Source organism: Algorimicrobium algoritergicola (assembly GCF_008086165.1).
GTDB classification, from domain to species: Bacteria; Bacteroidota; Bacteroidia; order Flavobacteriales; family Flavobacteriaceae; genus Algorimicrobium; species Algorimicrobium algoritergicola.
Genome location: NZ_VSKL01000001.1, coordinates 891,190 through 911,086 on the forward strand (window position 1 = coordinate 891,190; position 19,897 = coordinate 911,086).

Sequence of the window (19,897 nt, forward strand, 5' to 3'; positions counted from 1 at the left end):
TGGTGAAAAGTTAATGCGTTTTTACTTTTTTTTTACCACAGTACTTTGTTATATGCTGTTCTAGGTTAACATTTCTTCCAAATTCTTCGAGAAGTTTTCAGATAAACTATTGGCTAATTTAAATTCCTCCATAATTTGATTTATTGAGTTTATCATTTTCAGTCTTGCTTTCTTTAAATGAAAATATTCTGTTGGTAATGAGGATACTTCATTTCTAAAATGTATCATAGCATCAATTGAGTCTTGTAATTCTGGAATCAAAGAATTTATAGTATCCAAAGTTTCTTGTAATGATTTATAGTTTTGATTTAGCTCGAAATCTATAAGAGTAAGTTTTTCATAAGCTCTAAATCCTTCTGAAAAATAATCAGCGAAGTCATCAATTCTAACGTTTAGTTTAATTGCTACATTGTTTAAGTATTCTGCATATGTTTTTATCGTACGAACAAGTCTTTTATCTTTTTTAGTGACTTTCATTCTAGCAAATTCGTTTATTTTTTCAGTTAGCTGATTAGTTTCTGTTCCAAGATTTTCTATTATTTCAGTCATGTCATTTAGAATAAATCCTGCTTCATCAATAGATTTAGATTCTTCAATTATTTCGTCAATTTGTGTTGTTGATATGTCTTGTTTTATAAAAGATTTTATGAAATCGTCTTGAACTTCATTTTTGAGGATTTTTGTGAGTTCTAATTTTGAATCTTTATTTAACTCTTTGTCTTTTGGAATGTTTAATTTCCACTGTGTTCCAGTTTTAATTAAAGTATTTTCACTAATTAATTCCCATAATGTTTCTTCGCTTTCTGGCAAATGTGCTATTAGTATAATTGGCAGATTTAAATTAGTCCAATAATGATAATGGATTTTAGAAACATAAAGAGTTAAATGAGTTTTGGCATCATGAAAATTCCCAAGACCAGTTTTAATTTGTGTAGCAAGGAACTGTCCTGTTGGATTACTTTCAATAACTTCTTCCGTAAGTGCATCAATTCCAACATCAACAATAGGTTGTTCTCGGAATATCCAATTTAATTCTTTTGTGAAAATTAAAGCGGAAACGTAAACTCCTGTTCTATCTGTATTGGTTACTCTCAATTTTTGAATTGCATATAACGGTCTTGTATATGAAACGTAGTGCAGAAAATAAGCAGTTTCGTTTCGGTTAAACACAAGCCAAATTTTTAAATTTTTCTAATTATCTTTCTTTTACCGATTAGCCAAATTTAAAAATTTGGCGAACTAGCAAAAATGCCCGAACCTTCGTGTTAGCAAAGTCTCGCACTATGTTTTATATACGTTGTTGCCAGTAGTTTTTTTCGCGATATGCCAAAAAATGTTCTTTGAAAAGTGAGGTTGAGAACTATTTCTCTCAAATAGGGCAAACTAAAATCTATTCTCATTCAAAGTTAGAATATGCCCTAATGAGTCATTAAATATTAGTTAAGAACTAACATAGCGAACTGTGTGGCGTAAATTAAAACTTTTACAAGTTGATACACCTTTTGCGATACAGTCACTCGCAAGCTTATTTTTATTTCCATTTTTATATGAATTTAAAAAGTTAACTCACAATTTCAAAGAACACACAAATTTAACTTTTTAAATCTTATTGTCCACTTTTCTTTCCGAAATTGGGTTTTAGTTTTTCCCAAAGTTGCTGTTCTATTAGCTCAACCAACACTTGGTCTATTCGTATTTTAGATTGATGCTCAACTTTATAAATATTCACAATCAAATCGTAGTTCATATTTTTGTCCCATTTAGATAAGTGCATACTATAAACTCTTGTTCCTCTTGTCCCGAAATGATTTTTTAGTCGAGAGTAAAAATCGGTTGTTGAACTACCAACATATAGAAATCTTGAATTGGTTTTATTATACCTTGAAACATTTACTCGGTCTTTATTCTTGACCTTTAATTTATTGAGTTCACAAAAATCTTCGAATTTGCGAAGTAGTTCTGATAGCTTTTTTCTTTGTTTTAACTCAATAGTATAAATCAATGCTAATTTACTTTTATCAACCTTTTTAATTTTGGAATTTAGTATTTCTCGATTTCTAAATTCTGATGAATTGAATTCAACCGTTTGTTTTTTTGATATTGTAATTTCCCCTAAAGCAGATTTTAAACTATCTAAATAATTGTCTGTTTCAAAAAGTATGTTAGGTAGATTGATGTTCATTTTAAAATTACTGGCAACGTGTTATATAAGTATAAATATACACTTAAATTCAAAATTACCCATTTCCAAACGACTACAAACATTTACAAACGAATTTAAATAGGTAACTACCGACTAATACTTGCAAGGGGTTGCATCTTTGCCGTGTTGATTTGACCTAATGATTTTCAACATAATTAAAACCTTATCTTATGAATACGTTAAGAAACAAAGTACAGTTAATTGGAAGACTTGGACAAGATCCAGAAATCATCAGTTTTGAAGATGGTAATAAAATGGCTAAATTTTCATTAGCTACAGACGATAGCTATAAAGACAAAAATGGCGAAAAAGTAGAACGCACCTACTGGCATAATGTGATAGTAAAAAATGGCTTGGTAAAAGTGGTTGAGGAGTATGTTACCAAAGGACAAGAAATTGCTATAGAAGGCAAATTAACCAACAGATCTTGGGATGATAAAGACGGAAAGAAGCATTACATTACCGAAGTGTTATGCAACGAATTGCTGATGTTTGGCAAGTAATAATTGCAATAAAAAAAGAAAAGCCGCGAATGAACTTCGCGGCTTTTTTTATGCAACTTTTTGAAGCAAATCAAAACACGGGCATTTGCCACATCGTTTTTTTTCACTTTTTAAATATTTTTCACAGCATTTGCTTTTTACTTTCTTCTCCGCAGAAATGATACCTGCTTCGCGTAATGCTTTTAAAGCCTTTTTCTGTTTTTTCTTGTCTTTCTTTTTGCCCACAATGGTTTAGTTTGTAGATGATAAGACAAAAATAATTATTTTTATTGATTCTAAATAAAATTAATTGTTAAAATTAAACAGTTCCCCTTGAGGCTGCTGAACTAATAGTTAATTGTTCAATATCACGATCAAATAAATACAATCCGCCTTTATCGTTTCCTATTAAATTTATTTTATCTAAAATGGTGCGTGCCATAGCTTCTTCTTCAATTTGCTCGGCTACATACCACTGTAAGAAATTATGAGTGGCGTAATCTTTTTCTTGTAAACTAATATGTACCAATTCATTAATGCTTTCTGAAACATATACCTCATGCTCATATAGTTTTTCAAACATTTCTTGGAAGGATTTAAAGGTCACATTTGGTGCTTTTAATTCCGAAACATGCGCATGTCCACCTCGTTCATTGACAAATTTTATAAGTTTCAACATGTGGTCGCGCTCTTCTTGAGATTGGCTGTACATAAAATTTGCCACACCTTCAAGGCCTTTTACTTCTGCCCAACAGGCCATTGCTAAATATATTTGAGACGATTCAGCTTCTACACGAATTTGTTCGTTTAATGCGTTTTCAATTTTTTTTGATACCATAATTTATGCTTTTAGTAAAGTTACATAATTTCTCTAGGCTTTGTAGTTATAATAATCCTAAATAAGGAGCTATTGTTGTCCTTTTTAGTTGGAAACAAACTTTAATCCAACAATGGAAACTATTAAAGTGGTTATAAAGAATAAACGCCAGAAATCAGCGGGTTCTTTAAAAATAAAGATGCCGACTAAAACGGTTCCTACGGCTCCAATTCCTGTCCAAACGGCATAAGCTGTGCCAATAGGTAAACTTTGCGTGGCTTTTACCAAAAGCACCATGCTGATAGTTAAACACACCAGAAAACCCATAAACCAATAGGTGGCAATGCTTCCAGAGGTTTCCTTAAATTTTCCTAAACAGGCAGCGAAAGCCACTTCAAATAAACCCGCGATAAGTAATAAAATCCAATTCATACGTTTTTCCAAAATAGTTAAAAACTGGCCCTAAAGTACTTATTTTCTATGACCTTATAAAGACTGTTTTGCGAAACGTTTTGGAAGTAAATTTTTATGAATTTGTTTTTCGTAAAATGTCAATCGAATACCAAAAAGCAATACGAATCCACCTAATACCATTTGCAAGGTGATGGTTTCATCTAAAAACAACCAAGCCAAAATAGACGCCAAAATTCCTTGTCCTAATAAACTGACGGAAACACGCGTAGCACGCATCTTTTTAGTGGCAAAACTAATTAATAACCAAGCAGCAAGCTGACAGACCACAGCTTGTATGAGGAGTACATACCAACCCATATTTGAGAATCCAGAAAACGGTTCGTTTAATCCATAGCTTAAAAAACCTAAAAACACGGATGAAGCGCCAAGGCTAATAGTCATAAAGGTTAATACGTTTAATTGTTTTAATACTTCTTTACTAATTAACATATAGAACGCATACAAAACGCCCGAAAGAATACCGAAACTAAAGGCTAAATCGAAATCCAAGTTTCTAAACGTAGAGAAACCGACTAATAACATCATTCCAAAAACAGCAACCAATGTGCCAATCCAAAAATTGCCTCGTGGTTTATCTTTCAGAAAAAACAAGGCTAAAACACCAACCCAAACTGGCGATAAGTTCGTTAACAACGATGCTTGTGTTGCTGTAGATTCTTGAATAGCAATATTCCAAACAGCTACATCGCTCCCAAAAACAATACCGCAGAGTACTGCTAAAAGTCCCACTTTTAAATTGGGAAGTTTAAACTGCTTTTTCCATAAAACAAATGGTACTAATAACACAAACGAAAATGCCATGCGGTAAAATGCCGAAATAACACCTGGTGTTAAATTTAATTTAACCAGAACAGGGAAAACAGAAATACAAATTATGCCTATAACAAGGGCGATTCTAGCTTTTTTCATAATCTTAAAATGATACGATTTAACAAGCTGCAAAAGTAGCACCTCATGTGCGATTATTATGATATTAAATAGGCTATTTCTTATACTATATTATCCCTTATTTGTATATCAAAGAAAAACAGGCGAATTTTGTATTAAAAATAAATATGTTGTGCCAAACGAAAAGTGTTGGCATGTGCTTCAATAATGGTTTTTATATCTGGCGAATAACCACCTCCCATACTACACATAACAGGAATGTTCAGGTCATGGCAAGTCTGCAATACAAACCGATCACGTTCTTTACAACCTGCAATAGTAAGGGCTAATTTTCCTAATTTATCAGAAGCTATTACATCAACACCACATAAATAATAGATGAAATCTGGTTTTTCTGAAGCTATTAACTTGGGGAGTGTTTCTTTTAGAATAGTCAGATAGGTGTCATCTGTCGTATTCGTTTCTAAAGCAATATCCAAATCACTTGCTTCCTTTTTAAAGGGGTAATTACTTTTTCCGTGCATAGAAAATGTAAAAACGGAGGGATCATTCTGAAAAATTTCGGCAGTTCCATTGCCTTGATGCACATCCAGATCTACGATTAGAATTTTAGTTGCTAACGTCCTTTCTTGAAGATAACGTGCGCCAATGGCTTGGTCATTTAACATGCAAAATCCTTCGCCTCGATTGGAATATGCATGATGCGTTCCGCCAGCAATATTCATGGCAATTCCATGTTTTAGAGCAAATTCACTTGCTTTTATGGTGCCATCGGCAATCATAACTTCGCGCTGTACTAATGCATCACTTAATGGAAATCCAATTTTTCGGATGGCTTTTGCATCTAATGTCAGGTTCAATAAATCATGATAATATGCTTCGGTATGAACACGTAAAATATGAGAATCATCGGGAATTTCAGGTTCGAAGAAATTGGCATCCGTACAAGTTCCTTCGTAAAGTAATTGCTTGGGAAGCAACTCATACTTCAACATGGGAAACCGATGACCTTCTGGTAATGGATGTTTGTAAATAGGGTGGAAGGCAATTTGAAGCATGCAATTATTTGATTAATTTGAAAGAAGCAATTTAATAGTTTTATGCGGCTTTTTGTAAGAATACCTGACCAAAAAAGCATTTCAGAAACGTGTTGTTTTTTTGTGTATATTTAATAATTCCTGTTATAACATACTGATTGATAGCATATTTATTCATTATAAACAATACATTATGTTAGGAGAAACATTAAAAATTGCCTTTGGTGAACTGGGTCAGAAAGAAATTAAAGGCGAAAAGGCCCACAACGAACGCATTTTAGAATATCAAGAAACAACGGGTTTAAAGTTTGGAAATGACGAAGTAGCTTGGTGTAGTATTTTTGCAAATTGGGTGGCGCTTCAAGCCAATTTACCAACGTCCAAAAGTGCTATGGCTAGAAGCTGGTTAAAAATTGGTAATAAAACCGATTGGCCACAACCTGGTGATATTGTCGTGTTTTGGCGAACGGATATTAATGGTATATTCGGTCATGTTGGCTTCTTTTTGGGCTATACCAAAAGTGGAAAATCTATTTACTGCTTGGGTGGAAATCAAAATGATGAAGTGAATATTCAAACGTTTCCATTGGATCGTATTTTGGAATTCAGAAGTCTCACGGATGCGGTTGATGAATCACTAACTATTCCAACAGGTTATTTACGAAAAGGTGATAGTAACGAAAACGTGAAACGCCTTCAGAAAATCCTAATTAAATTGGATTTTTTAAGTGGTACTGCTGATGGTGTTTTCGGACCAAAAACCGAACAAGCACTTATTAAATTCCAAACCGATTCCCATATTTTTGTCGATGGTATTTATGGTAGTGAATCCAGAAATGCCTTGCAAGATCAATTAAACGGCTAATCTATTTATGTAGTTTTAATTGAATGCGTTTGCGTGGTACATCCACTTCCAATACTTTAACAATAACTTGTTGATGCAAGCTAACATGTGCATTAACATCACTTACAAAACTATCCGATAAATTAGAAACATGGATTAATCCGCTTTCCTTGATGCCAACATCTACAAAAGCGCCGAAATTGGTAATGTTATTGACAATGCCTGGAAGAAGTTGCCCTTCCTGTAAGTCTGTAATGGATTTGATGTTTTGGTTGAATGTAAATACTTTGGCTTGCTCACGAATATCCAAACCTGGTTTTTCTAATTCCTTAATAATATCTTGAAGTGTTGGTAAACCAACAGAATCTGAACAATAATCTGGTAAATTCAGTTTTTGAAGTACTGTAGAATTCCCAATTAATTCGGAAATAGGTTTGCCTAAATCTTTAGCCATTTTTTCCACAATGGTATAACTTTCAGGATGCACTGCGGAATCGTCTAACGGGTTTTTAGATTCCTTTATTCTTAAGAAAGCAGCACCTTGTTCAAAAGCTTTATCACCTAAACGTGGCACTTTTTTGATGGCATTTCGCGATTTAAAAACACCATGTTCTGTTCTGTAATTAAAAATATTTTCGGCTAATTTTGGGCCAATGCCAGACACGTAACTCAATAACGACGTACTAGCCGTATTGATATTTACACCAACCGAATTCACACAACTTTCCACAACCGTATCCAATTCACTTTGGAGTTTTGTTTGGTCTACATCATGCTGATATTGCCCAACGCCAATAGATTTGGCATCAATTTTCACGAGTTCGGCAAGTGGATCTTGCAAACGTCTTCCAATAGAAACAGAACCACGAACGGTAACATCGTAATTTGGAAATTCCTCACGAGCAATTTTTGAAGCGGAATAAATACTCGCTCCAGCTTCACTCACCACAAATACTTGAATATCGTTTTTAAAATGGACTTTTCTAATGAGTGCTTCGGTTTCCCGAGATGCTGTTCCATTACCAATGGCAATGGCTTCAATTTTATAAGCTTCAGCAAGCGAGCTTATTTTTTTCATGGCACCAATCGCATCGCTTTTTGGCGGATGCGGATAAATAGTTTCGTTATGTTTTAAATTACCTTGTGCATCTAAACACACAATTTTACAACCACTTCTAAAACCTGGATCGATGGCCAAAACTCGTTTTTCTCCTAAAGGCGAACCAAGTAATAATTGTTTTAAGTTTTTGGCAAATACAGTAATAGCGGAAGCATCGGCTTTTTCTTTGGCGTTTTGAAGGGCTTCATTACTTAATGACGGAAACAATAAACGTTTGTAGGCATCTTGGATGGCTAATTGAATTTGAGATGCACATGCGTTTCTGGATTTAATCATGCGATCTTCAATTTTAAATAACGCTTTTTCGTCATCAATGGAGATTTTTGCTTTTATAAATCCTTCCTTTTCGGCACGAAGAATGGCGAGTAATCTATGTGAAGGAATACGGCTTAAAGATTCTTCCCATTCAAAATAATCCCGAAATTTCTGTGCTGTTTCATCATCTTTTTTAGATTTTACCACCTTGGTAGAAATCATAGCAAAACGTTCTAATTGCTGTCGGATACTATTTCGAATATCGGTTCGTTCGTTAATCCATTCAGAAATAATATGTCTGGCACCTTCTAAAGCGTCTTCACCAGAAGAAATATCGCCTTTTATATATTTATGAGCAATGGATTCAATATCAGAAGCATTCTGACTCATGATTATTTTTGCCAAAGGTTCCAGTCCGTTTTTTCTGGCTGTTTCTGCTTTGGTTTTTCTACTTTTTTTAAATGGTAAATAGATGTCTTCTAATGTGGTAATATCTTGAGTCGCTTCTATTTTTTGCTTCAATTCAGCGCTTAAAACATCTTGATCTTCTAACGCTTTTAAAATGGTAACTTTTCGTTTTTCTAGCGTTTCAAACTGCTCCTTGTATTTAACGATGTCACCAATTTGAACTTCATCTAAATTTCCTGTACGTTCTTTTCGGTAGCGCGAAATAAACGGAATGGTACAGGCTTCATTTAATAATTCAACCGTGTTTTTTACTGATGTTTCTGGTAATTGGGTATGGGAAATAATATAGGATACTAATTGCATGTAAGTCGTTTAAATAAAGTGTAAATATAAGGACGTTCGCCACCAAACGGATTTATAAAGGTGTGATTGAAGCTGGAAATGAGTTTGAAATCAGTGCCTAATTTATCTTGAAGCATGCTTGTGTTATAGCGTTTCAAATCCAGTCCGCAGCATTTTTCAGCACCATCCGTTGCAAAAACGGCAATGAGTACAAACCCATTTTTAGCAACTATTTTTTTTATGAGATTGAAATATGCTTGTTGGTCATTTTCGGTAAGAAAGAAATGTAACACAGCACGATCTATCCATAAATCTATGGGTTCTAATTGGTTTAATTTTTTAGGATTTGTTAAATCATCCACCACACAATTCAAATCATAATTATGTGAGTTTTTAATACGTGTTTGAAGTTTCTCAAGTGCTTGATTACTCAAGTCATTTGCAATAAGGTTTGTATAGTCGGCATCCAAAAGCGCATCTATTAAGGTGGTTGTTCCTGCGCCGACATTTAGAATTTTAGCATCTTTGGGTAATTGTGTTTGAGCAACCAGCGTCATCGTTTTTTCTGGATTTTCTTCAAACCAACCCAATTGGGCATCTTCTTTATTATAAGCGTTATTCCAATGCAATTTTAATTCAGATGACATAATGTATGGTATTAAAACGTTACAGATTCGTGATACGTAATGCTATTTTTTCAGTGCTGTAAATTACTAAAAAAACCTCGCAGTACATAGTCTGCGAGGTTTTTCATTTATAATAATGTAATGGACTATTCTACAGCTTCAAATACTGCTAAAGGCGCCATTTTTGCCTTGTTTAATGTCATGGTATTTCCACTTAAGGAGAAATTATCGGTTGTATTTAAAACCTCTAAAAATTTCTGCTCAATAGTCATATCTTCTTCTGGACACGATTTCATGGTGGTTGCCATTTTTGAAAGTTTCAGCTGTAATTTATTGGCTACTTCAAAAGTACCATTGAAATTATTACAACCTGAATGTCCAAAAACCCTGTTTTCATCTGTTCCAAAGGATATAAATGCTTCCGAATCGGTAATATCTTGACCCATCAATTTTACTAATTTCCATTTGGTATCTGTAAATGCTATTTCACCAGCATTATTCATATCCTGTTTTTTCAGAACGTAAAATTCTGCTAATTCACCAGTCACAACTTCGCCAGATTTATCTAATTGAATCAGTCTGTTTTCACCAACTTTAAATTTGGTTTCGTTATCGTCAGACAGTAAAATGTTTTGCCCATTATCTTCCCATTTGTAGTAACCACGGGTTTCAAAGACACCATCTTTTTTACCTAAATAATCCATGACTGCTTCGTAAGACATGTCTTCATTTAATCGAATCGTCGTTTTTATACCTTCGCAATCGGCACAAGGTAGTGTTCCATCATACGTACCTATCCAATCCAAAGAATTTTGACTGGTATGCATATCTGGTTTTGTTTCAGATTCGGTCATTTCAACTTCCGTTGATTCTGTATTTTCTTGTTTGTCTGATTTACAACTCACTGAAAAGATGAGCGCTAAAACAGCAAATGCTAAAATGTGTTTTTTCATAATAGGTGTTTTTAATTTCCTGACTGTTGTTGTGCTTGATTCACCATTTCGTCATTAGGAACAATGGCAATGTTTACACGTCTGTTTTTGGCACGACCTTCTGGTGTTGAATTATCAACTATAGGTTGCTCTTCTCCAAACCAATGGGTTGTTAAACGTGAACTACTAATACCTTTTACATTTTTTAAATAATCGGTAACGGCGTTTGCTCTATTTTTTGATAGCGTCATATTATACGCATCGTTTCCATTGCTATCTGTATGACCAACAATTAAAAGATTAGTATCTGGATACTCCTTAAAGACACCAGCTAATTTATCTAAATTTTGTTGAGATTGCGCATTGATATTGTATTTTTCTGTTGCAAAATGAACGCCACTATTTTCATCAAACGTTACTACAATACCTTGATCTACACGTTCCACAGTTGCGCCAGGAACTTCTTCTTCAATACGTTGTGCTTGCTTATCCATTTGGTTTCCAATAATGACACCTGCGCCACCACCAACAACACCACCAATTACAGCACCTAATTCAGAACTGCCACCTTTAACATTGTTTCCAATGATGGCTCCTAAAATAGCACCTCCAGCGACACCAATGGCAGCACCTTTTTGTCTATTATTCGAATTTTCTACAGCCTTACAGTTGGTAAAACTAATTACCAAAATACCTGCAAGTGCTACTAATGTTAATTTATTGATTACTTTTCTCATTATTTTATTGTTTTGTAAAATTCATAAATATAGTGAATGGGCTTCCGTTTAAAGTTACGGTCTGGCGCCACTGCATCGTTGTTGCTGTAATACCAGCTAGTTTTAAGCGATAGCCTTGATTGGTTTCTGATTTACCTTTAGCATCTACTGGTTTTAACATAAAGTCGTATAAACCTGTAGCAGGATCAATTTCTTGAATGCTAAATTTAAATTTTCGTGGACCTGTAGCACAATCACCACTGTTAATTTCATAGGTTCCAGAATTATTATTTGGAACAAAATTCCAAGTACTGCCTTCAAAACAATCCGTTGATGTGTCGTTAAATAAATCGACCGCAAAAGATCCTGTTTTGCTATAATTAAAGGAGTTTAGGGTCCAGCTACCTTTCAAATCTTTCTCCGAGTCGCGCACAACTTTTGTTGTACCGCAGGATAATAAACTTAAGGTTAATACCAATACTATAATATGTCTCATAAATGTTAAATTTTAGTAATTCAAAAATACGCTTTAAAACGAATGCATCTTAATTCAAACGAATAAAAACAGCGTGTTATTGATAGAAATGTGCTTTAATTTTTATGGAATTAAGGTTCAATTGGATTTTGATCTTCAATTTTCATCAGCGGAAAAGGTATAGAGTCTGTAATGGCCAATTGTCCAGTTAAAAGAACCCCAAACATAGCTGTCCTTGAATTTAAAAACGGTCTGCTTTTCTAGGGTTTTAAAATTGTTGGAATCCACAAATGCTTTAATTTGGTCAAATCCGTTTTTAGGAATAGAGCCTTGCAAATGATTAAATTCTGAATCGAAAAGACATTGAATTCTAGTCGATTTTGTTTCAGAATAGGATTCAAATGCTGCAAATATAGCTGCGCCAACTACGCCACCAACCACGTACCCAATAATAATCATACTACTTGTATTAGAAGGTTCGCTGGCTCCCAATGTTATAATATATTGGTTGTCCATTTCAAAAGCTGAAACCCCAATATTGGAATAGGAAATTTTTCTAATAAATTTGGAGGATTTTTCTACCTCACGAAGTTTGCTAAAATCACCATTTTCAATCATGATAGGTGAATTTTTAAATGAAATATCTTCGTCTTTAGAGATTGTAAATGTTTTGACTAGTTCCGAAGTATCCGCCTTATAAATATCTAGAAAAACCTGATCACCATTAGCATACGTCGTTAAAATATGGTTTTTAATTATAAAGGAATTGGCAGTTACTAATTTATCATCTTTCTTAAAATGAATATTTTCAATTTTGTCAAACGTATAGTTTTCTTCGTGAATGTTTATAGCAATTTTATAGGTGAATTTGGTATATAAATTATTGGTTATAATTAACTGATCATCTAGAAAATAGATTTTTGTAATGGCAGATGCGGCTTCCAAAGAATTTGGCACGCTAACATCTACAAATTCAATGGCCTTATTGGTAACATTGTTTTGGTAAATTAATGTACTTAAGTCGTATGTTAAACCATTGTCATTTTCAATTTTTTCGTTAGACAAATCGTAGCGCCTTGTCGTGACATGTCCTGCCATATTAAATGTGTACAGTTTTAATATAGAGGAAAATCGTTTTAAAGTTAGCAGGTAGAGTTTGTCATCTTGACTAATATATTTTAAAATTTTTTCTCCTGAAATTTTAAGATTTAAATCTTCTGTAATCTGGTATGAGCCGTCATCAAAATTTAACTGAACCATGCTAAATTGAGATTCCGATTTATTACTATAGAATAACCGATAATCATTTCCCTGAATAGCATTTCCCACTAAAACATCAGACTTTGAAGGTAATTTTTTAATGCTAATATGATTAATGCGCTCTTTGTTGGCATTGTATAAATAGCTTTCTAATCCTTTTTTTGTCTGAAGTATTAAGGCTAATGTTTCACTCTTGTTATCCATTATAGGAAAAACCTCCTGTAATTTTTCGTCTGGAAAATCTCTTTCTGTTTCAATTAATGCGAAGTGTTTTTGAGCAGAAACGGAAGATAATCCAATGAAAAAGACTAAAACTAGTCCTGAAAACCTAATTTTCTGCCGCATAGCATTTTTAAGAAATCGTGTTTTTAGGACTAGCATCGTGTTACTATATATACAATGAATTTAAGAAATCTGTAAACCATTTGTTACCGAAGCATCATCTGGATTTACAAATACTAATTTTCCATCTGGATTTTCCGTCATTAAAATCATGCCTTGACTTTCCACGCCTCGTAATTTTCTTGGAGCCAAGTTGACTAAAACGGTTACTTTTTTACCAATTATATCTTCCGGTTTAAAACTTTCAGCAATACCAGAAACAATAGTTCTTACATCAATTCCGGTGTCTACTTTTAACACTAAAAGCTTATTGGCTTTTGGCATTTTTTCAGCTTCTAAAATAGTGCCAACACGTAAATCTAATTTTGAGAAATCCTCAAAACTAATGGTTTCCTTTTCAGGCTCTACTACTTTGTTGGCAGCTTCATTGGCTTTTTTACTGGCTTCTAATTTTTCTAATTGTAGTTGAATAGCTTCATCTTCAATTTTCGAAAATAATAATTTGGCTTGACCAATTTGGTGTCCTGCTGGAATTAGAATGTCTTTAGTTGAAATATCGTCCCATGAGTTCTCGATGCTATTCTCCTGCGTCGAATCACTCGAACTAATGTTTAGAATCGACTTCAGTTTCGCAGATGTAAACGGTAAAAATGGTTCGCCTAAAGTGGCTAAAGCGGAAGCAATTTGTAAAGCGACAAACATAATTGTTTTGGTTCGCGCTTCATCTGTTTTAACCAGTTTCCAAGGTTCTTCATCTGCTAGATATTTATTACCTAATCGCGCTAAATTCATGAATTCTTGACTTGCTTCACGAAATCTATAGCGTTCTATAGAACTAGATATAACTGCTGGATAGGCTTTTATTGCTGCAAGCGTTTCTTCATCTACTGTTGAAAATTCAGATGCTTCTGGAATAAAACCATCATAATACTTGTTGGTTAAAACCACCACACGATTAATAAAGTTCCCGAAAATAGCAACGAGTTCATTGTTGTTTCTGGCTTGAAAATCTGCCCATGTAAAATCGTTATCCTTACTTTCTGGTGCGTTGGCTGTTAAGGCGTAACGCAACACATCTTGCTGATTTGGAAAATCTATCAAATAATCTGGTAACCAAACGGCCCAGTTTTTTGAGGTTGATAATTTCTGACCTTCTAAATTTAAAAATTCGTTAGCTGGCACATTATCTGGTAAAATATACGAACCTTCAGCTTTTAGCATGCTTGGAAAAATAATACAGTGAAACACAATATTGTCTTTACCAATAAAGTGTACCAATTTGGTGTCTTCACTTTTCCAGTATGGTTCCCAATCTTTTCCTACACGTTCTGCCCATTCTTTAGTAGCAGAAATGTAACCGATAGGTGCGTCAAACCAAACGTAAAGCACTTTGCCTTCGCCGCCTTTAACAGGAACAGGAATTCCCCAATCCAAATCTCTGGTTACAGCTCTTGGACGTAAACCATCATCAATCCACGATTTTACTTGACCGTAAACATTAGGTTTCCAATCTTTTTTATGGCCTTCTAAAATCCATTCTTTTAAAAAAGCTTCGTGTTTATCTAAGGGTAAAAACCAGTGTTTGGTTTCTTTCATTGTTGGAACATTTCCGGTAATGGCAGATTTCGGATTAATTAAATCTGTAGCATTTAAACTACTTCCGCATTTTTCACATTGATCGCCATAAGCTTCTTCATTACCACATTTTGGACAGGTTCCCGTTACAAAACGATCGGCTAAAAACTGATTGGCTTCTTCGTCGTATAATTGTTCGGTTACTTCTTCTATAAATTCTCCTTTATCATACAAGGTTTTAAAAAATTCTTGAGCCGTATCATGATGAATTTTTGCAGACGTTCTGGAATAATTATCAAAGGTAATTCCGAAATCTTCAAACGATTTTTTAATAATCGCATGGTATTTATCAACAATGTCTTGAGGTGAAACGCCTTCTTTTTTAGCTTTAATAGTAATAGGAACACCGTGTTCATCACTACCGCAAATAAAGGCAACATCGTTGTTTGTTAAACGTAAATAACGTGCGTAAATATCAGCAGGCACATACACGCCAGCCAAATGGCCAATATGGATAGGACCGTTTGTGTACGGTAAAGCGGCTGTAATAGTATATCGTTTTGGTTGATTCATGGTATTGATACTTATTTCAAATTCAGTAAGCAACTGCATGCCTTCCCGTTTTTATTTATTATTTTGAAGTCACAAAAGTACGCATTTTAAGGTCTATTTAGAAGTGTGGAATTATAAATTTTAGATCGCTTTTTTCAGATACCTGTTTCCTATTTATGCTGGTTAAAATTTATAACATGTGAAAAAAAATGTACATTTACGCTATGTCGAAAATCTCATTATTAATTGTGCTGTGTTGTTCGGTTTTGTTCTTTGGAACAGATACCGCAAAACAGGTAGAATCATCAACTCAAAAGCCACAAAAATTGATACAACCACCATATTTAAAAGCAGGTGATACGGTTGCTATTGTAGCACCTTCGGGAATTCTAAAAAACCGTCAAGCCGAAGTTCAACGTGCTGTAAAATTATTAGAAAGTTGGGGATTGCATGCTTTGGTTGGTAAGCATGTTTTTAGTCAAGACAATCATTTTGCTGGAACAGATTTGGAGCGTTGTGAAGATTTCCAAAAAGCGATGGATAATCCTACGGTTAGTGCTATTTGGGCTGCAAGAGGTGGTTATGGAACCGTACGAATTTTAGATAAATTAGATTACACACAACTTAAAAAAGATCCAAAATGGTTAATTGGTTATAGTGATATTACAGCCTTACATAACGATTTTCATAATGAAGGATTTGAAACCATTCACGCCATGATGTGCACCAGTTTAACAGCTGATGAAGCCGGTTTAGACCAGACGATTGCTACCTTTAAAAAAGCACTTTTTGGAGAGTCGCTTTCCTATACACTGGAGGGTTCTAATTACAATAAAATTGGTAAAGTAAACGCACCTATAGTTGGTGGTAATTTAACCATGCTTCATACCATGTTAGGTTCTAAAAGTAGCATAGATACATCAGGTAAAATTTTGTTTATTGAAGAAATTGGCGAATACAAATACCATGTGGATCGCATGTTGCAGAGCCTAAAACGCGCTGGTTATTTTGATAATTGTGCAGGCGTTTTAGTTGGTGATATGACTAAAATGCGAAAAAACACAACGGTTTGGGGAAGTTCTATTGAACAATTAATTTTAGATGCTTTATCAGACTATGATTTTCCAATTGCCTTTAATATGCCTGCTGGTCATGAAGATGATAATCGCGCCATGATTTTAGGGCAAGACGTGGAATTGGTGGTTGGTAAAGATCAATCTACCTTACAATTTTCAAAATAAGCGTTTCTGAACATTGAAAAACAACATGGCTCCTAAATAATATAAACCAACATCTATAATATCAGCTGTGTATCGTGTGCTGATTTGTGGCATAAACCATTCGAAATATACAACGAAATAGGTTGTTAATCCTAATACAACAAGCAGCGGAACGTAAAGGTTATTGGCTTTCTTTAGGCGTCTTATTATGGCTAAGCACAAGCTTAAAACAATAGGCATGCATAAAAAATCATTCAGATAAAAGTATATCCAATTGGGAAGTGGCACTTGAAGTCTTTGTGAAATATACACGAAACTTGCTACTAAAATACTACTGAAGAAAATGGGGTGTTTTAAAATTTTCATGCCGCAATCGCCGTAATTAACCAAGCAATAAACATACCTATAGCCATAAATGCCATCCAGATAGAGTGGATGACTTTTGCAAAAACACGAACGACTAAAAAACGATGGTCTTTATTTTTTTCGTAGAAGGAAGGCGATTCTTCTTTTTGAATTCGCGCACGTTCTTTTCGGTCTTTTTCGTCTTGAGCAAACGCTAATTCTCTTCTCTTCTGGTAGGATAATAACGTGCCGCAGTTTGTACAATAATCTTGATTTGTATTGTAAACTCCACAATTCGGACATTTTATTTGACTTGCCATACCGCGTTTTAAAGTAAACACAAAGGTACGACTTAATCTAGCAATATTAAATTTCTGAAAATCTTATGTTTTAAGAAACATTACAGCTCAATAATCTGACAGCCTTGTAAAATTTGCACAGACATGTTTCCAGATTTATAGCTTATTGTATAGCCTATTTTTTCTAGTGAGCAACGTGGTTCAATGGTGAATTTTATTAAACCAGAAACCTCAAAATCTGAATTTGTATTAAGTTTTAAAGGTTGCTTATAGGTTGTGTTTTCCCGTACCCAATTTACAGGGCCGTTTACAAATGGATGTGGATCTATTTCTTCAACAGAACGCGGTGTTTCTATAATGCTATTTATCATTTCTAGGTTTTCGTTTTTCTGTAAACCAGAACTAAACCTGCCTTTGTAGGCAATTTTTGAATGTGGAGACACAAAATAAGAATCATTTTTTAATATGATTTCGGTTACTAACTGATAACCGTTATTTTCGATTTTTTCAATTGATAATTCTATATCATAAGGATCGGAAATAAACAGGGGATTCCCGTTAAACTCCATATAATTTGAAGTTTCAGTTTCTGTTTTTAGTGCTAGATTTTGAACGGTTTCCGTTTCTGTAATTTTTGTTTGACCACAAGATGTGCCTAAAAAAATAAGACTGTAAATAATTGATTTATACATAATTGATTCGTTTTGATTGTTTAGTAAAACTACCTGAAACACATTTAAAAAGTGTCAAAAAAATGTAAAAGAAGTGTGAACAGTTGTAAAAAGTCATCAAAATGTTAGTTATTTACATCTGTTATGGCAAAAAGATCTATTTTTAAAATTAGTGGCTTACTAATTGTCTTATTATCAGTTGTATTACTACTCACTACCAAAGATGATTCGACCTTATTTTCTGAACGCGTTAAAGTGTCATTACGTGAAGTTGGCAACCAATTATTGCTTATAAACCAAGATTCTACATCCTTGGTTTTACCTGTAAAAGCGCTTAAAAATAATAATTTCCAATTAACTTTTGAAAAGCCCTTATCTTTCGAGCCTAGTCAGTTAGTGTCCATAATTGATGCCACATTTCATAAATCAGCACTTCCAAATAATTATATAGTTGAAACTATTGCTTGCGAAGCTCAAGAAGTGGCTTATAGTTTTCAAATTTTAAATAATGTAGAAAATAGCATTGTACCTTGTAGTGGTCGATATTTACCAGAAAGTTGCTACGCCATCGAGGTGGTATTTACGGATTTAAAACCTCATGCATCCATAAAAAAAGTCGGGTTTTATAGCTTGTTATTAAGTGGTTTTGGCTTATTGTTTTTTGGTTTTTATAAACGAAAAGAAGTTGTTTTAAGCACTAAAGAAGTTGGGAATTATTCAGAAATTGGCAGCTTTCACTTTTATCCGGAACAGAACAAACTGGTCAAACATGCTGAAGAAATCAGTCTTTCTAAAAAGGAATGTGAGCTATTAGAAATATTTGCAGCCAACCCAAATCAAATAATAAAACGCGATGAACTCACTAAAAAAGTGTGGGAAGATCATGGTGTTTTTGTTGGCAGAAGTTTGGATACGTATATCTCCAAGTTACGTAAGAAACTCCAAGATGACACATCCATTAAAATCACCAATGTCCATGGAGTCGGTTATAAGCTTGAACTAACATAAATTTAAATTCTGCTAATTCACTATCTTGTAATTATTATGGGTTTATATGGGAAGTAGTCATGGCAGATCATAACGAATTAGGTGAATTAGGAGAACAACTAGCAGCAGAATATTTGCAGGCTAAAGGCTACGTTATTCTAGAGCGAAACTACCGATTTCAAAAAGCCGAAATAGATATTATTGCCAACCACAATAATCAGATGATTTGCGTGGAAGTGAAAACCCGTAATTCTGATTTTTTTGGCGATCCACAAGAATTTGTTACACCAGGAAAAGTCAAATTACTCGTAAAAGCTATGGATGCTTATGTAACCGAAAATGATATTGATTTAGATAGTCGGTTTGATATTATAGCCGTTCTAAAAAATAAAACCACCGAAACCATTACGCATTATGAAAATGCGTTTTATCATTTTTAAATATTTTTAGCAAGCATTTAATGAAAAGTGATATTGAAATTAAAAATTGGAAGGACTATTTAGAAATGAAATTTTCTGACCAAACAATTTATACAATTAATGATGCAACAGATGTATTGTCAAATGGGACATATTCGATTATTGCAAAAGGAAGTGAAACGGAGATTTGTTTTATTTGGCCAGATAAGGATTGGTTAACAATTGATGATATTCAATTTTATAATACTAAAGTCAGAGGCTGGTCAGGAGAATTATTAGGTGGAAACGGACCAAAAAATGGTGAGTTTAATCAAAAAAATATTGAACATGTAAATCTTGTTCTTGAAACACCTCTAAAAAAAGGATGGACAAGTACTGATTATTTCTTATTTGGTAAAATCTTTAAGTCAGTTACCAAAGAAGGCATCAATCCAGATGCTGGTTTAGTAATATTGACAGATTATAATTTTGGTTGTATTGGAATGATACTGTTTCCTATTTCATTACTCATAGATTTTGGCGTGACCAAAGGTTTAATAGGAAAGAAAAAAATTAGTATTATAAAGCCGATGATTCAATAAAAAAATATAAACAAGCGCTATTATAAA

23 protein-coding genes are annotated in these 19,897 nt (G+C 33.8%); 6 read left to right on the forward strand and 17 right to left on the reverse strand.

Going from position 1 to position 19,897, the window contains the following annotated elements:
• Positions 1-60: 60 nt before the first annotated feature.
• Both ES675_RS04220 and ES675_RS04225 read right to left on the reverse strand, forming a co-directional pair.
• The gene (locus tag ES675_RS04220; protein WP_170244069.1) at positions 61-1,095 is read right to left on the reverse strand and encodes a DUF4365 domain-containing protein; all 1,035 of its coding nucleotides are present in this window, start codon (positions 1,093-1,095) and stop codon (positions 61-63) included.
• A 511-nt stretch (positions 1,096-1,606) separates the two neighbouring features.
• Positions 1,607-2,182, reverse strand: a complete 576-nt coding sequence (locus ES675_RS04225) for a hypothetical protein (RefSeq protein ID WP_066247585.1) — start codon at positions 2,180-2,182, stop codon at positions 1,607-1,609.
• A 191-nt stretch (positions 2,183-2,373) separates the two neighbouring features.
• Between ES675_RS04225 and ES675_RS04230 the strand changes: the two genes are divergently transcribed.
• Positions 2,374-2,706 (forward strand): single-stranded DNA-binding protein, encoded by a 333-nt coding sequence (locus ES675_RS04230; RefSeq protein ID WP_066247588.1) that lies wholly within the window; start codon positions 2,374-2,376, stop codon positions 2,704-2,706.
• A gap of 48 nt (positions 2,707-2,754) precedes the next feature.
• Here ES675_RS04230 and ES675_RS16380 read toward each other — a convergent pair whose 3' ends face one another.
• The 5 genes from ES675_RS16380 to ES675_RS04250 form a co-directional block, all read right to left on the reverse strand.
• A complete protein-coding gene (locus ES675_RS16380) occupies positions 2,755-2,931 on the reverse strand; it encodes a hypothetical protein (RefSeq protein WP_170244070.1) in 177 nt (58 codons plus the stop codon).
• A gap of 73 nt (positions 2,932-3,004) precedes the next feature.
• A complete protein-coding gene (locus ES675_RS04235) occupies positions 3,005-3,523 on the reverse strand; it encodes a ferritin (protein WP_066247589.1) in 519 nt (172 codons plus the stop codon).
• Between the two features lie 84 nt (positions 3,524-3,607).
• Positions 3,608-3,934, reverse strand: coding sequence for a DMT family transporter (locus ES675_RS04240; protein WP_066247592.1), 327 nt, complete (start codon positions 3,932-3,934; stop codon positions 3,608-3,610).
• A gap of 54 nt (positions 3,935-3,988) precedes the next feature.
• On the reverse strand, positions 3,989-4,885 hold the full coding sequence (locus tag ES675_RS04245; protein ID WP_066247593.1) for a DMT family transporter: 897 nt from the start codon (positions 4,883-4,885) through the stop codon (positions 3,989-3,991).
• A 134-nt stretch (positions 4,886-5,019) separates the two neighbouring features.
• Entirely contained in the window at positions 5,020-5,922 is a 903-nt protein-coding gene (locus ES675_RS04250; protein ID WP_066247595.1) for a histone deacetylase family protein, read from the reverse strand.
• Positions 5,923-6,094: 172 nt separating this feature from the next.
• Here ES675_RS04250 and ES675_RS16385 point away from each other — a divergent pair, with 172 nt between their 5' ends.
• Positions 6,095-6,766 (forward strand): C40 family peptidase, encoded by a 672-nt coding sequence (locus tag ES675_RS16385; protein ID WP_066247597.1) that lies wholly within the window; start codon positions 6,095-6,097, stop codon positions 6,764-6,766.
• 1 nt (position 6,767) lies between these two features.
• On the opposite strand, the gene ES675_RS04260 is transcribed toward ES675_RS16385, so the two are convergent.
• The 7 genes from ES675_RS04260 to metG form a co-directional block, all read right to left on the reverse strand.
• A complete protein-coding gene (locus ES675_RS04260; protein ID WP_066247599.1) occupies positions 6,768-8,891 on the reverse strand; it encodes a Tex family protein in 2,124 nt (707 codons plus the stop codon).
• Positions 8,882-9,517, reverse strand: coding sequence for a class I SAM-dependent methyltransferase (locus ES675_RS04265; protein ID WP_066247601.1), 636 nt, complete (start codon positions 9,515-9,517; stop codon positions 8,882-8,884). Before ES675_RS04265 ends, ES675_RS04260 begins: the two co-directional genes overlap by 10 nt.
• A 125-nt stretch (positions 9,518-9,642) precedes the next feature.
• Positions 9,643-10,449, reverse strand: coding sequence for a copper resistance protein NlpE N-terminal domain-containing protein (locus tag ES675_RS04270; RefSeq protein WP_066247603.1), 807 nt, complete (start codon positions 10,447-10,449; stop codon positions 9,643-9,645).
• An 11-nt stretch (positions 10,450-10,460) separates the two neighbouring features.
• The gene (locus tag ES675_RS04275) at positions 10,461-11,165 is read right to left on the reverse strand and encodes an OmpA family protein (protein ID WP_066247607.1); all 705 of its coding nucleotides are present in this window, start codon (positions 11,163-11,165) and stop codon (positions 10,461-10,463) included.
• 4 nt (positions 11,166-11,169) lie between these two features.
• The gene (locus tag ES675_RS04280; RefSeq protein ID WP_066247609.1) at positions 11,170-11,640 is read right to left on the reverse strand and encodes a lipocalin family protein; all 471 of its coding nucleotides are present in this window, start codon (positions 11,638-11,640) and stop codon (positions 11,170-11,172) included.
• Positions 11,641-11,775: 135 nt separating this feature from the next.
• Entirely contained in the window at positions 11,776-13,260 is a 1,485-nt protein-coding gene (locus ES675_RS04285; RefSeq protein ID WP_066247611.1) for a hypothetical protein, read from the reverse strand.
• 24 nt (positions 13,261-13,284) lie between these two features.
• Complete coding sequence (gene metG, locus ES675_RS04290) at positions 13,285-15,369, reverse strand: methionine--tRNA ligase (RefSeq protein WP_066247666.1); 2,085 nt, start codon at positions 15,367-15,369, stop codon at positions 13,285-13,287.
• 203 nt (positions 15,370-15,572) lie between these two features.
• Here metG and ES675_RS04295 point away from each other — a divergent pair, with 203 nt between their 5' ends.
• Complete coding sequence (locus ES675_RS04295; protein WP_170244071.1) at positions 15,573-16,589, forward strand: S66 peptidase family protein; 1,017 nt, start codon at positions 15,573-15,575, stop codon at positions 16,587-16,589.
• Here ES675_RS04295 and ES675_RS04300 read toward each other — a convergent pair.
• The 3 genes from ES675_RS04300 to ES675_RS04310 all read right to left on the reverse strand — a co-directional run bounded on the left by ES675_RS04300 (position 16,581) and on the right by ES675_RS04310 (position 17,904).
• A complete protein-coding gene (locus tag ES675_RS04300) occupies positions 16,581-16,934 on the reverse strand; it encodes a hypothetical protein (RefSeq protein WP_066247614.1) in 354 nt (117 codons plus the stop codon). The genes ES675_RS04295 and ES675_RS04300 overlap by 9 nt on opposite strands.
• Entirely contained in the window at positions 16,931-17,233 is a 303-nt protein-coding gene (locus ES675_RS04305; RefSeq protein WP_066247616.1) for a TFIIB-type zinc ribbon-containing protein, read from the reverse strand. The genes ES675_RS04300 and ES675_RS04305 overlap by 4 nt, the downstream gene beginning before the upstream one ends.
• A gap of 80 nt (positions 17,234-17,313) precedes the next feature.
• Positions 17,314-17,904 (reverse strand): hypothetical protein, encoded by a 591-nt coding sequence (locus tag ES675_RS04310; protein ID WP_066247617.1) that lies wholly within the window; start codon positions 17,902-17,904, stop codon positions 17,314-17,316.
• A 123-nt stretch (positions 17,905-18,027) separates the two neighbouring features.
• On the opposite strand from ES675_RS04310, the gene ES675_RS04315 reads away from it, so the two are divergent.
• From ES675_RS04315 to ES675_RS04325, 3 genes are read left to right on the forward strand one after another with little or no spacing between them, the layout of a single operon-like run.
• The gene (locus ES675_RS04315) at positions 18,028-18,891 is read left to right on the forward strand and encodes a winged helix-turn-helix domain-containing protein (RefSeq protein WP_066247619.1); all 864 of its coding nucleotides are present in this window, start codon (positions 18,028-18,030) and stop codon (positions 18,889-18,891) included.
• 59 nt (positions 18,892-18,950) lie between these two features.
• Entirely contained in the window at positions 18,951-19,310 is a 360-nt protein-coding gene (locus ES675_RS04320; protein ID WP_066247621.1) for a YraN family protein, read from the forward strand.
• Positions 19,311-19,330: 20 nt separating this feature from the next.
• On the forward strand, positions 19,331-19,870 hold the full coding sequence (locus tag ES675_RS04325; RefSeq protein WP_066247624.1) for a hypothetical protein: 540 nt from the start codon (positions 19,331-19,333) through the stop codon (positions 19,868-19,870).
• Positions 19,871-19,897: the final 27 nt, after the last annotated feature.